Source organism: Paenibacillus sp. FSL M8-0142 (assembly GCF_038597315.1).
GTDB classification, from domain to species: Bacteria; Bacillota; Bacilli; order Paenibacillales; family Paenibacillaceae; genus Paenibacillus_AQ; species Paenibacillus_AQ lactis.
This window is the reverse complement of the sequence record NZ_CP152008.1, coordinates 6303926-6316945: the sequence shown is the minus strand read 5'-3', so window position 1 is coordinate 6316945 and position 13020 is coordinate 6303926. Positions and strand designations below refer to the sequence as shown.

The following is a 13020-nucleotide window of genomic DNA, read 5'->3' as shown; positions in this document are numbered from 1 at the left end:
GATGAGCCCATGAGCACGGAATTCATTACGGATGAGGTACTGATCATGCAGTCCGAAGGCTTTCTGGTCAGTGATATGGACGGCGAGAAGGTTATGCTGAGTATCGATAATGGAAAGTATTACAATCTGGGCCGGATTGGCGGCCGGATCTGGGAGTTGGCGTCTACGCCGATTACGGTCGGCGGTATGGTGGAGAGGCTCGTTGAGGAATACGATATCGAACCGGATGCGTGCGAGGAGCAGGTACAGCGGTTCCTGCGGCAGCTTGCCGATGAAGGGCTTGTGCAGGTGAAGAAGGCCTAATGAGTCTATACCGGAAAGCAAGGACGTATATGTCTTTTCCCGTTGCGATGAAGCTGATGTTCATCGAAGCCTATGTTTACTTGGCTTGGGGGAGAGTGTTCAAGCAGCTGCCTTTCGCGAAGGTGGCGCCCTCCTTGGGCGATTTTATGAAGGAAACGCCGTATACCTGCTCGGAGGAGGAGCTGAAGCAGCTCCGCCAAATCTCCAGAGCCGTACATGCGATGAGCCGAGTTACCTGGTGGGAAAGCCAGTGCTTGGTCAAAGCCGTTGCCGCCAAGAAAATGCTGGAGCGAAGAAGCATTCCCTATACACTGTATTTAGGAAGCGGGCGGGATGACCAAGGACAAATGGTGGCTCACGCCTGGCTCCGCAGCGGTTCTTACATTGTTACGGGCAAGGAAGGGCATGAGAAATATGCGATCGTCGGAATATTCGGCAAGGATATGCGGGCGGAGAAGATGAACTTTAATCGGTCATCCGGTAAGGAGTTTTTACGTTGAAGGATCTCATTTATTTTATCCGAAAAATGCACGGGATGGCCGGGTTCAAGCTCTACCTTAATATGTGCATGATCCTGGTCATCAGCATCCTGGACGGTATCGGCATCTACCTGATCGTCCCGCTTCTCGGCGTGATCGGCGTATTTCAGACCGATCTGAGCGGAGTCCCGCTCGTCTCGACCTTGACGGATCTTGCGGATTCGTGGTCCCTGCAGCTCAATTTGCCGATGGTGCTGGGCATCTATGTCGTGATTGTGGGCGGGCAGGCCCTGCTGCAGCGAAGCCAGACCTTGCTAAACGCCAAGATCCTGCAGCGATTTATCCGCAAGCTGCGAATGGAGACGTACCAGGGATTGCTGCATGCGAAATGGGAGTTTTTTCTCCGCCACCGCAAATCGGATTTCAATCATGTCATGACCAATGAGCTTGGGCGCGTGAACCAAGGCACCTTTCTGTTCTTCCAAATGATCTCGTCGTTGTTGTTCACGGTCATTCAGATTGGCCTTGCCTTATGGCTGGCTCCGTTGTTAACCCTCATCGTGCTGGTCAGCGGAGGGGTCCTCGCCCTGTTCGGGCGCAAGTTCATCCGCAGCTCGAAGCGGATCGGCGAGCAGACGACCGAGCTTTCAAAATATTATTTTGCCGGCATCAGTGAGCATTTCAGCGGCATCAAGGACATCAAGAGCAACCGGCTGGAGCCGTCCCATATGGATTGGTTTGACAGGCTGTCGCGAAAAATGGAGCGGAACTTCATCCAATTCAATAAAGTGAACTCCCTATCCCAGCTCATTTACCGGCTCTCGTCCGTCATCCTCGTTGCCGGGTTCGTATACCTTGCTCTTGAGGTGCTTCGCACCCCGGCTGAGCAGCTGCTGATGATTGTGCTTATTTTCTCACGGTTATGGCCAAGATTTATCAGTATTCAAACCAGTACCGAGCAGCTTGCTTCGAATTTCCCGGCGTTTCGGGCAATACGCGAGCTGCAAGCGGAATACGAGGCAGACCGGGAGCTTGCCGGAACGGCTGGAGTCCCGGATGGCGAGCGACTGCATCTGCAGCAGGGTATTACTTGCAGTGATGTGGACTACCGATATGACGCTTCTTCTCCGACCTACGCTTTGCGGGGCATTAACTTACATATTCCGGCCCGCCGCATGACGGCCATCGTCGGCAAATCCGGCGCGGGCAAGAGCACCTTGATCGATCTGCTCATGGGACTGATCCAGCCGGAGAGCGGGCAGGTTCTGGCGGACGGGGTGTCTATCCAGGATGAACGTCAGCTTCTGTCGCTCCGGGGGAGCATCGGTTATGTGGCGCAGGACCCTTTTCTCTTCAATGAGAGCATCCGGGATAACCTGAAGCTGGCCGCTCCCGAGACATCGGATGATGAGCTGTGGGAAGCGTTGAGGTTTTCGGCGTCGGACGAATTCGTGCGAAGCTTGCCGCAGGGTCTTGACACGGTCATTGGCGACCGCGGCGTGCGCTTGTCCGGCGGTGAGCGACAGCGGATCGTCCTGGCAAGAGCCATCTTGAAGCGGCCCTCGATTCTTGTGCTGGATGAAGCGACAAGCGCGCTGGACAGCGAGAATGAGCGGCAGATCCAGGAGGCGCTGGAGCAGCTGAAGGGAAGCATGACCATTATCGTGATCGCCCATCGGCTGTCCACGATCCGCCATGCCGATCAGGTCATCGTGATGGAGCAAGGGCGGATTATCCAGCAAGGAGGCTATCAGCAGCTGTCTCAGGATCAGAAGGGCACCTTCCGGCAGCTTCTCAGTTACCAAACAGGCGCCCAGATGTAAACAGTGTTCAACAGCCGTCCCTCGTTGAGGGGCGGCTGTTTTTTTGTTTTTAGTTTGCGGTGTTGGCGCTCACCCGAATTCCTATTATCATTTGTACTAACGATGGCCGTTGTTTATCGGCCAATGTTCAATCTTTATATGCAGAGGGGGAAAGTGAATGGATGGCCAAAGCAACCTTTCACAGTGGATTCACATACGGCCGATTACCCTGGATGATTTTGAAAATGTCTTGGCATGGAGCAAGGATGACTCCTTCTGTGAAGCGAATGGATGGGAAATCAACAGAAGCTCTGAAGAATTATATAAATGGTGGCGCAATTGCGTAAATCATCCTGCCGAAGATTTTATTCGAATGGGAATTACGTTGAACGGGAAATTAATTGGATATGCAGATATGGCCTGCATGAAAGGTAATACGGCTGAACTGGGCATTGCAATTGGTGAGAGCAGGCTGTGGGGGCAGGGGATCGGATCTGCTTCGGCAAAGTGTATGATGGAATATGCATCGAAGAAGTTAGGAATTTCAATTTTTAACGCTGAAACTCACGAGGCCAACGCTCGTTCAAGAAAAATGCTTGAGAACTTAGGGTTCAAAGAAATAAGTCGAATAGGCAGTGAAGAATATCAAGGGATGAGGAGCGAACGAATTCAATATAGACTTATTTTTAATGGGGAAACCTGAATGAAGAATCTACGCACAAGGCCTAAAACTCCTCCTTCAACCAGTAAAAATCCTTAAAGCTAGACGCTTTGATAACCTTTTGTCCAATTTGCCTTAACAACAATTCCTCGTCATATTTCCCAGAAATACTCAACATTCGACCAGGATAGACAATGGTTTCCCCGTTACGATCAACCACTAATGAAGCCCCGCCTAACTACCTCTCGCTACCCAATGTAAATTTTAGGAAAACATGCCATGAAATATCGAGAAATGAAACCCCTCCGGATGAATTCCGGTATTATTAGATAAACAAAGTTGCCAAGGAGGAACATGTCCATGGGAATGCTGTCGAGATTTACCGATATAATGCGAGCGAATGTGAACGCTTTGCTGGATCGGTCGGATGATCCGGAGAAGACGATTGATGAATATATGCGCAGCCTGCACAGCGACTTGGGCCAGGTGAAGGCGGAGACGGCCTCACTGCTTGCGGAGGAGCGGCGGGCCAAACGGACGCTGGATGAGTGCATTACGGAGGTCGCCAAGCTGCAGCGGTATGCCGAGAAGGCGGCGGAAGCAGGAAATGAAGTCGATGCCCGCAAATTCCTGGAGCGTAAGGCGGAGACGGCCGTGAAGCTCGATGACTTGCAGCAGGCATATGAGCAGGCCGCTTCCGATGCGGCGAGCATGAAGCAGATGCAGGATAAGCTAGTCGCGGATATGGAGCGGCTCGAAGCAAGACGGTTGGAGCTCAAAGGGAAAATGGCCGAGGCGAGGCATCAGCAGCGCTTAAATGAGAGCGGCTCCTCCCGTGGCGACGTTGCTGGGGCGTTCCAATCGATGGAGGAGAAGGCGAACCGGACCCTGGACGAAGCGCTGGCGCTCGCGGAGCTACGGGCCGGATCGAAGGAAGACGATTTGGACGTGCTGATGGCGGAGCTTGAGGAACAGATGAAGCAACGCAGCGATGATAGCCATCCGGCAGCAAGTCCGGAAGCAGTCCCGGATGATCGCAGCGGCGAATCGAAACAGAAGGAGTAATGGTCTGATGGGAATTGAGGTGATCCGATGCCGGTAATTGAATACAAATGTCCGTACTGCGGCAGCGGGATGAGCTTTGATGCGGCGACGGGAACGCTGTCTTGCCCGGGCTGCGGAAACCAAGAACATATTGATCAGCTCCCCGATCCGATGAAGCAGCAGGTGTTTACGGAGGGTGAAGTCAAGGAATACCACTGCGGCAGCTGCGGGGCCGTGATCATGACGGATGCGGAGACCAGCGCAACGAGCTGCAGTTATTGCGGTTCCGCGGTAGTGCTCGCTGATCGGCTGACCGGAGAGCTTGCTCCGGCGATGGTCATTCCTTTTTCCATTAGCAAGGAGGAAGCGATCAAGGCTTTTCGAAAATGGTGCAGAAACGGCCTTCTCACGCCGCGGGGGTTCATGAACGCCAACCGGATCAAGAGCTTAACCGGCATGTATGTGCCGTTCTGGTTATATGAGCTGCATAACCGGGTGGAGGTACACGGTCACGCAACGAAGGTAAGAACATACACGCAAGGTGACTACGAATATACCGAAACGCAGCACTACGAGATCTACCGTAAGATGCGCTTGAATTACACGAAGCTTCCGCTTGATGCATCGGCGAAAATGGACGATGAGCTGATGGATAAGCTGGAGCCTTTTCCTTACGAGCAGCTGAAGGAATTCAAAACCCCGTATCTTGCCGGATATTTGGCGGAAAAATACAGCTACAACGACCAGGAGCTTCTCCCTCGGGCGAAAGAGAAGGTTCGCAGCTACATCGATGCGGCTATTTCGTCTGCAGTCGCCGGATATACAACGGTTAATTACACTAATAAACAGATTGATACAATGATGAAAAAAGCGGATTACGTCCTTCTTCCGGTATGGATGGTGCATTACGACTACAACAAAACCGTGTACACGTTCGCCATGAACGGTCAAACGGGCAAGGTGGTGGGCAGGCCGCCGCTCAGCAAGGCGAAGATCGCCGCGTGGTTCGCCGGGATATCCGGCGTGTCGTTCTTGTCCTTGAAGCTGATCGCCTGGATGATGGGAGGTGGGTTCTGGTGAGAAGACGACGGTCGTTGCTAAGGTTAGGATGGATTATGATGCTGGCGGTATTCCTTATGATGCCGCTTCGAACGGCAGCCGCTGCTGCCGAGGCCAAGCCGCTCATCTTTGATGACGCCGGGCTTTTGAGTTCGCAGGAGTATGAGGAGCTCAGCGCCTTGGCCCGCGAGTACGGAGCCGAACGGGAGACGGACTTTATCATTATTACTACAGACAATCCGGACAATGTGGATATCGAGATATTGATTGAGGATTTTTATGATACGTATGCGCCCGGGTATGACAGACCTCACGGCAACGCCGTAATTTTGGCGCTGGATATGCGCAACCGCGATGTGGAATTGCAAGGATATTACAAAGCCGAGGAATACCTCGACGATAACCGGCTGGATAAAATCCACCGCAAGATCACGGGCGACTTATCGGATGGGGAGTATAAGAAGGCATTCGAAGCCTACATTATATCCGCGCATGAATATATGGGCTATGAGCCGGGATTCAATCCCGATAATCCGCTGTTCAATATATGGGTTCAGCTCGGCGGTGCTGTCCTGATCGGCGGGCTGGCCGTCGGCCTGATGACGTACCGCGCCGGCGGCCGGGTGACGGTCAATCGCCGGACTTATGAGGATGCGAGCACCTCGGGCATTATTGATCAGGAAGATCGGTACATTCGAACGACGACAACAAGACGGGAGATACCCAAAAATGATGGAGGCAGCTCCGGCGGAGGCGTAACGAGCGGCGGCCATTCGCATAGCAGCAGCCGTGGGAAATTCTAAAGGAAGGGATGGAATCGTAGCATGGGATTTTTCAGAAATCAATTCTCCAACGTGGTGGAATGGGAAGAATTTAGAGATGATATGATTTTTTGGAAGTGGAGCAACCGGGAGATCAAGAAAGGCAGCAGACTGATCATTCGCGCCGGCCAAGACGCCGTATTTGTGAACAACGGCAAGATTGAAGGGATCTTTGAAGATGAGGGCGAGTACAGTATCGATTCGGATATCATTCCGTTTCTGTCCACGCTGAAGGGCTTTCGGTTCGGGTTCAACAGCGGTATGCGGGTAGAGGTTCTATTCGTCAACACGAAGGAGTTTACCGTCCGGTGGGGAACGCAAAATCCGATTCTGATTCCGACGCCCCAGCTTCCGGGCGGCATGCCGATCCGGGCTAACGGCACCTTCAATTTCAAAGTCACCGATTATGTGACGTTGATCGACAAGATTGCGGGCATGCGGGAGAGCTACCTGGTGGAGGATGTCAAAATTCGCATTACGTCCGTTTTGGATCAGCTCCTGATGAAATGGATCAGTCGTGAAAGCAAGAACATGTTCAATCTACAGGCGAATGCCTCCGAGATCGCCAAAGGCATCCGGGAGGACCTGGATATGGAAGTGATGGACAACGGAATCTCTATCACCGGCTTTCAGGTCATGAGCTTCAATTATCCGGCGGAAATCCAAGAGATGATCACGAAGACGGCATCCCATGAAATGATCGGCAACCTGCAGAAATACCAGCAGGTCAGCATAACGGACGGCATCGCTTCAGGTAAAATAAAGGGCGGAGGCGCTGCTTCGGATATGGCCGGCATGATGATGGGGATGAATATGGCCAATGAGATGATGCGAAACATGAATGCGAGCTCAAATCCGGGCCAGCGTGGCCCCGAGGGGGCGGAGGGCCAAGACCAAGCCCGGAACGACAAGCAGCATGCAGGCGGAGAATCCCAGTCATCGTCGCCGGCGTCTTCTTCCTCGGAAGGCAAGGGCAAACCGAACTTCTGCCCGAATTGCGGCGCGAAGAACGAGGGCTCCAACTTTTGTCCGAACTGCGGACATAAGCTGGGATAGATTCAGGCAGAGCCTGGCGTAAAGTACAGCCATAAGCTGGGGGCTTTTGATAAGCGGCCAACTTATGGCTGTTTTTATCAGGATACCGCTATCTAATATAGTTGCTTGAATCTCATTGTAGATTCTACATTGGAGCTGCTTTCTAACCATTTTATAAAATGTATGCGCATACTTATTCATGGTATAATGTTTTTATGAAAGATGATAATGCTGGGAGCAGGATGCGTCAATAGACCTTGGGGGCAGGAGTGTTGCGGGAATGAGAGGATATAATGTGTGGCGGCCGTTGATCTTGATTGCGGCGGCGCTGCTGACTAGAAGCTTGGTAACCAATTTATGCGTTTTGTTTGGCATGACGCCGGAGTCGGCGAGCAATTTGGGGTTCATCGCGATGATCGCTGCCGCGTTCATCACATACAGCCGAATGATGAAGCATCAGCGTAGGAAGTAAGAAGGTTCAGCTGTGAGCCGTAAACGTACATATACAGAATGCATCATTATATATACTGAATGAGCACCTCGGGAGGGGTGCTCTTTTATGCTTTCAAATGAACGGAATAGGCGCATGCTACTGGAATGAGAGGATCAACTCTATTTTTTTCTTTCTCTATAAAATTCGTTGCTTCAACCACTGCATCACACCTCCTGTAAACCCTATGTTATCTATAAATGCGGATCTATTGCCTTCTTTCTGTTCAGGTGCTCTAAAATGCGCATGAAATGGCTATATACCAAGGCTTAAGCCATTCACCGCTTTACAGATGTACTTTGGCAAAAACACCCAAATTTTTGTTGAAAACGGTCTATATTATTAATATATTGTAAATAGCGCGAATCTACCATTCGGGCATATAAACCTAGGAGGGTCAACCTTAATGAAAAAAGGGGTCTTATCATTAATCAGTTTGGCGTTATCGGTCACCATGCTCGCGGGCTGCGGCGGCAAGCCAGCATCTGAGCCAACCGGAGGTGCAGGCTCGGACGCACCGAAGGCAAACTTCAAGGTCGGAATGGTTACCGACGCAGGCACCATTGACGACAAGTCGTTCAACCAAGGGACGTATGAAGGTATTCTCAAGGCGAACAAGGACTTTAAAATCGAGTATAAATACCTGAAGCCGGCCGGAACAACGGAGGCCCAATATACCAATGAGATCGTCAACCTGTACGATGCCGGATTCAAATTCATCGTAACGCCGGGCTTCAAGTTCGAGACGGCTGTGCATAAGGCACAAGAGAAATATAAGGACGCAAAATTCGTCCTGATCGACGGATCTCCTCGTCCTAATCCGGATGCGGATCCAGAACTTAAAGAGAACACCGTAGCCATCTACTTCGCCGAGCAGGAGTCCGGCTTCCTGGCGGGCGTTGCAACAGCCCTTCACGTGAAGGACGGACAGGCCGGCTTTATCGGCGGCATGAAAATTCCTCCGGTGCAGAAATTCAACTGGGGCTTCCAGCAGGGCGTGAAATACGCGAATGAGAGCCTGGGGACGAAAGTGACGATCAACAAGGAAAATGTCGTGTATCAGGGTACCTTTGATGATGTTGCCGCAGGCAGCCAGCTGGCCGCCCAAATGTACGACCGCGGCGTGAATGTCATCTTCGCTGCCGCAGGCGGCGTTGGCGTTGGGGCGATCAACGAAGCCAAGACGCGTGTGCAGAACGGCAATGACGTATGGGTTGTCGGCGTAGACGTCGACCAGTATCAAGACGGCGTGTATGAAGGCGACAAATCCGTGATCCTGACTTCCGCAGTGAAGAAGATTGACCAAGCGGCTTACGACATGATCAAAGCCGAAACCGAAGGCAAGTTCCCTGGCGGACAGACGATCACGCTGGATGCGAAGAATGACGGCGTCGGCCTTCCGGCTGAAAATCCAAACTTGAGCGAGGACATTCTCAAGCAAGTGGATGAAGTGTTCAATAAGATCAAGGCCGGCGAAATTACGGTGGCGGCAGAGCAAGGCGACCTGATCGAATAGTCAAGGGAGCGCCCTGCTCGGGGTTGCCGGGCACATTTGAATGGATAACCGCAATGCGTTAAAAAAAGACGGACTTCCCTCCGTCTTTTTTTAAGGTAAGTGGGAATAGGATTGGAACAACAGACGGCATCTACCAAATATGAAGGAGAGGACGCTAAACCATGGACTATGTTGTCGAGATGGTGGGCATCCGCAAGGAATTTCCGGGCATCGTGGCCAATGACGACATCACGCTTCAGTTGAAGAGAGGGGAGATCCATGCGCTGCTCGGCGAGAACGGCGCGGGGAAATCAACCCTGATGAGCATTCTGTTCGGCATGTACCAGCCCGACCGCGGAGTCATTAAGGTCAACGGCCGGGAAGTGCGGATTTCGAATCCGAACGTGGCGAACAGGCTCGGCATCGGGATGGTGCACCAGCACTTTAAGCTTGTTGAGGCGTTCACCGTGACGGAGAACATTATACTGGGCAGCGAGACGCGTCGAGTGGGGATGCTAGATATCAGGACCGCTGCCAACCGAGTGGAGGCGTTGTCCAAGCAGTACGGTCTGAACGTGGACCCGCACGCCAAAATCGAGGACATCTCGGTTGGCATGCAGCAGCGCGTGGAAATTCTCAAAATGCTGTACCGCGATGCGGAGGTGCTGATCTTCGACGAACCGACCGCGGTGCTGACGCCGCAGGAGATCGAGGATCTGCAGGGCATTATGAAAAACCTGGTTCAAGAGGGCAAATCGATCATCCTGATCACCCATAAGCTGAAGGAGATCAAGGCGGTGGCTGACCGCTGCACCGTCATCCGGCGCGGCCGGACGATCGGCACCGTCGACGTGGCTGATACGAGCCGGGAGACGATGGCCGAGATGATGGTCGGCCGCAGCGTTTCCTTTAAGGTCGACAAGCAGGAGAGTCGACCGGGAGAGACGGTGCTCGATATTCGCTCGCTGACCGTGAAGAACAGCAAGAAGGTCGATGCGCTTAAAGCCTTCTCGCTTGAGCTGCGTGCCGGCGAGATCGTCGGCATTGCCGGGGTGGACGGTAACGGGCAAACCGAGCTGATAGAGGCTATCACGGGTCTGCGGCAGGCAGAGAGCGGCAGCGTGATCCTGAATGGAAAGGATATTACCGGGCTGTCCGTGCGCCAGCGCAATGAGAGCGGCATCGGGCATATCCCCGAGGACCGTCAGAAGCGCGGGCTTGTACTGGACTATACGCTGGAAGAGAATTTGATTCTGGAAGTCTACAAGCGGCCCCCGTACTCCAAGAACGGGCTATTGCAGCGAGCGGCCATCCGCAAGCATGCGGAGCATATCATTCAGAGCTTCGATGTCCGTTCCGGGGAGGGCGGGCGCTCCATCGTCCGCTCCATGTCCGGGGGGAACCAGCAGAAGGCGATCATCGGCCGCGAGGTCGAGCGCGATCCGGATCTGCTGATCGCGGTTCAGCCGACGCGGGGTTTGGATGTCGGCTCGATCGAATATATTCACAGACGTCTTGTGGAGCAGCGGGACAAAGGAAAAGCGGTGCTGCTCGTATCCTTGGAGCTCGATGAGGTGCTGAACCTGTCCGACCGCATCGCGGTCATCAACAACGGCGAGCTGGTCGGCGTGGTCATCGCTTCCGAAACGAACGAACAAGAGCTGGGCCTCATGATGGCCGGGTATCATAAAGAGGAGGGCAGCGCATGAATAACAGCATAAAATCACTGCTGGCCGTCCTCTTCGGCCTCCTGGCTGGGGCGCTGCTGATGGCGGTGACCGGCCACAATCCGGTGGAAGGCTACAAATTCCTGATCCAGGGCGGGCTGAAGAGCCCGGAGAGGATCGGCAACACGCTGGCGACGGCAACCCCGCTTATCTTGACGGGCTTGTCGGTTGCTTTTGCCTTCCGGACGGGGCTGTTCAACATCGGGGCCGCAGGCCAGATGCTGTTCGGCGGCTTCTGCGCGACGGCAGTCGGCCTGTCGGTGGATCTGCCGCGGGCCTTGCTGCTGACGCTGATGGTGCTGGCCGGATTCATCGGCGGCGCTTTGTGGGCGCTGATCCCCGGCATTTTGAAGGCCCGTTACAACGTGCATGAGGTCGTATCGACCATCATGATGAACTGGACGGCGTATTGGACCGTGTATTACGTCATTCCGGGATATTTTAAAGGGGAAAGCCTGGAGACGGAATCCCGTCAGCTCCCGCCGGAGGCGATGCTTCACGCGTCCTGGCTGAGCGATATGTTCCAGGGCTCGTACATCAATCTCGGCTTTTTTATCGGGGTGGTGGCCGTTCTGGTCGTCGCCTTCCTGATCAATAAAACGACGCTCGGCTATGAGCTGAAGGCGGTCGGATTCAACCGCCACTCGGCCGAATACGCAGGGATTGCGGTGAAGCGCAGCATCGTGCTGTCGATGTTCATCGCCGGCGGCATTGCCGGCCTTGCGGGCGTGGCGCAGTACGCCGGGAATGCGTCGAGCCTTCAGATCGGCGTCTTGCCGAGCCAGGGCTTTGACGGCATTGCCGTTGCGCTGCTCGGGGCGAACGCGCCGCTTGGCGTGATGGTCTCCGCGCTCTTCTTCGGCGTGCTGTACTCGGGCCGGGGATTCATGAATGCGATGACGGAAATTCCGCCGGAGATCGCCGATTCGATTATTGCCATCATCATCTACTTTGCGGCGACAAGCATTCTGATCGAGCGCCTGTTCCGCAAGTGGAAAGTGCGCAAGTCACGAGCACCGCACAGCGCGGCAAATAAAAAGCAGGGGGAACGAGAACATGTGGACAACGCTTGAACAGATTTTTCCGTATGCCATCGTCTTCACCATCCCGCTGTTGATAACCGCCTTGGGCGCGCTGTTCAGTGAACGAAGCGGGGTCGTGAATATCGGCCTCGATGGACTGATGATCGTCGGTTCCTTTATTGGAGCCTTTGTCGTATCCAAAATGCAGGCGCAGTTCGGGGGAAGCTGGTGGGTGCTGTGGGTCGGACTTCTGGCCGCAGCGGCGGCAAGCGCCCTGTTCTCGCTCCTTCACGCCTTTGCGAGCATTAATCTTAGCGCCAACCAGATCATCAGCGGTACGGCAATCAATATGATTGCCGGGGCGCTGACGATCTTCCTGGCCCGGAATATTACGGGGAGCGGCAACATCCGCATTACGAGCGGCTTTAGACCGTTTGATTTTCCGTTCTTGTCGGATATTCCGATCATCGGAGATCTGTTCTTTACGAACACTTACATTACGACGTGGCTCGTGCTGATCCTGCTATTGGTGAGCGCGTTTATCCTGTACAAGACGCCGTTCGGTCTGCGCCTAAGAGCTTGCGGCGAGCATCCGCATGCGGCGGAGGCGGCCGGAATTCGGGTACGCGCCATGCGGTATGTCGGCGTCATGATTTCCGGCGCTTTCGCCGGGCTTGGCGGTGCCGTTATCCTGATGACCTATTCCGGCGAATTTACCGGCAACGTCGCAGGTTTGGGCTTCCTCGCCCTGGCCTCGCTCATCTTCGGCCAATGGAAGCCGTTCGGCATTCTGGCGGCAACGTTCTTCTTCGGATTTGCGAGCACCGTGGCGAACGTCTCGCAGGTTATTCCGCAGCTGGCCGTGATCCCGCCGGTGATCCTGAAGATTTTCCCTTACGTGGTCACCTTGATCGCATTGGTCATTTTCTCGAAGTCCTCCAATGCGCCTAAGGCCGTCGGGGAGCCGTTCGACTCAGGCAAGCGATAGGATTTTGACGAAAAAAGAAACCTCCGATAGGACCTCCGCCTGGAAGGCTGGGTCTAACGGAGGTTTTTTTACATAGGATTCACTTTCTATTAGA

The 13020-nt window shown here is 53.8% G+C and carries 13 protein-coding genes; all 13 read left to right on the top strand.

Annotated elements, in window-relative coordinates; all coding sequences use genetic code 11:
* Positions 1-9: 9 nt before the first annotated feature.
* The 13 genes from NSQ46_RS28500 (at position 10) to NSQ46_RS28440 (ending at position 12926) form a co-directional block, all read left to right on the top strand.
* Entirely contained in the window at positions 10-303 is a 294-nt protein-coding gene (locus NSQ46_RS28500; RefSeq protein WP_213613295.1) for a lasso peptide biosynthesis PqqD family chaperone, read from the top strand.
* Positions 303-803: a lasso peptide biosynthesis B2 protein gene (locus tag NSQ46_RS28495; protein ID WP_007132650.1), complete on the top strand. Its 501-nt coding sequence runs from the start codon at positions 303-305 to the stop codon at positions 801-803. Before NSQ46_RS28500 ends, NSQ46_RS28495 begins: the two co-directional genes overlap by 1 nt.
* Positions 800-2605 carry an ABC transporter ATP-binding protein gene (locus NSQ46_RS28490; protein ID WP_342575624.1) on the top strand — a complete coding sequence of 602 codons (1806 nt, stop codon included), beginning with the start codon at positions 800-802 and terminating at the stop codon, positions 2603-2605. Before NSQ46_RS28495 ends, NSQ46_RS28490 begins: the two co-directional genes overlap by 4 nt.
* A gap of 157 nt (positions 2606-2762) precedes the next feature.
* Entirely contained in the window at positions 2763-3287 is a 525-nt protein-coding gene (locus tag NSQ46_RS28485; RefSeq protein WP_251536174.1) for a GNAT family N-acetyltransferase, read from the top strand.
* 318 nt (positions 3288-3605) lie between these two features.
* Entirely contained in the window at positions 3606-4310 is a 705-nt protein-coding gene (locus tag NSQ46_RS28480; protein WP_341341370.1) for a PspA/IM30 family protein, read from the top strand.
* A 27-nt stretch (positions 4311-4337) separates the two neighbouring features.
* A complete protein-coding gene (locus tag NSQ46_RS28475) occupies positions 4338-5369 on the top strand; it encodes a TFIIB-type zinc ribbon-containing protein (RefSeq protein WP_007132645.1) in 1032 nt (343 codons plus the stop codon).
* Positions 5366-6151 carry a TPM domain-containing protein gene (locus NSQ46_RS28470; protein ID WP_341341371.1) on the top strand — a complete coding sequence of 262 codons (786 nt, stop codon included), beginning with the start codon at positions 5366-5368 and terminating at the stop codon, positions 6149-6151. Before NSQ46_RS28475 ends, NSQ46_RS28470 begins: the two co-directional genes overlap by 4 nt.
* Before the next feature lie 21 nt (positions 6152-6172).
* Positions 6173-7225, top strand: a complete 1053-nt coding sequence (locus tag NSQ46_RS28465) for an SPFH domain-containing protein (RefSeq protein ID WP_341341372.1) — start codon at positions 6173-6175, stop codon at positions 7223-7225.
* A gap of 259 nt (positions 7226-7484) precedes the next feature.
* Positions 7485-7676: a hypothetical protein gene (locus tag NSQ46_RS28460; RefSeq protein WP_077570320.1), complete on the top strand. Its 192-nt coding sequence runs from the start codon at positions 7485-7487 to the stop codon at positions 7674-7676.
* Between the two features lie 424 nt (positions 7677-8100).
* Positions 8101-9210, top strand: coding sequence for a BMP family protein (locus NSQ46_RS28455; RefSeq protein WP_007132641.1), 1110 nt, complete (start codon positions 8101-8103; stop codon positions 9208-9210).
* Positions 9211-9371: 161 nt separating this feature from the next.
* Positions 9372-10898, top strand: a complete 1527-nt coding sequence (locus NSQ46_RS28450; RefSeq protein ID WP_342575620.1) for an ABC transporter ATP-binding protein — start codon at positions 9372-9374, stop codon at positions 10896-10898.
* A complete protein-coding gene (locus tag NSQ46_RS28445) occupies positions 10895-11989 on the top strand; it encodes an ABC transporter permease (RefSeq protein WP_007132639.1) in 1095 nt (364 codons plus the stop codon). The genes NSQ46_RS28450 and NSQ46_RS28445 overlap by 4 nt, the downstream gene beginning before the upstream one ends.
* Positions 11973-12926 carry an ABC transporter permease gene (locus NSQ46_RS28440; RefSeq protein WP_342575617.1) on the top strand — a complete coding sequence of 318 codons (954 nt, stop codon included), beginning with the start codon at positions 11973-11975 and terminating at the stop codon, positions 12924-12926. The genes NSQ46_RS28445 and NSQ46_RS28440 overlap by 17 nt, the downstream gene beginning before the upstream one ends.
* Positions 12927-13020: the final 94 nt, after the last annotated feature.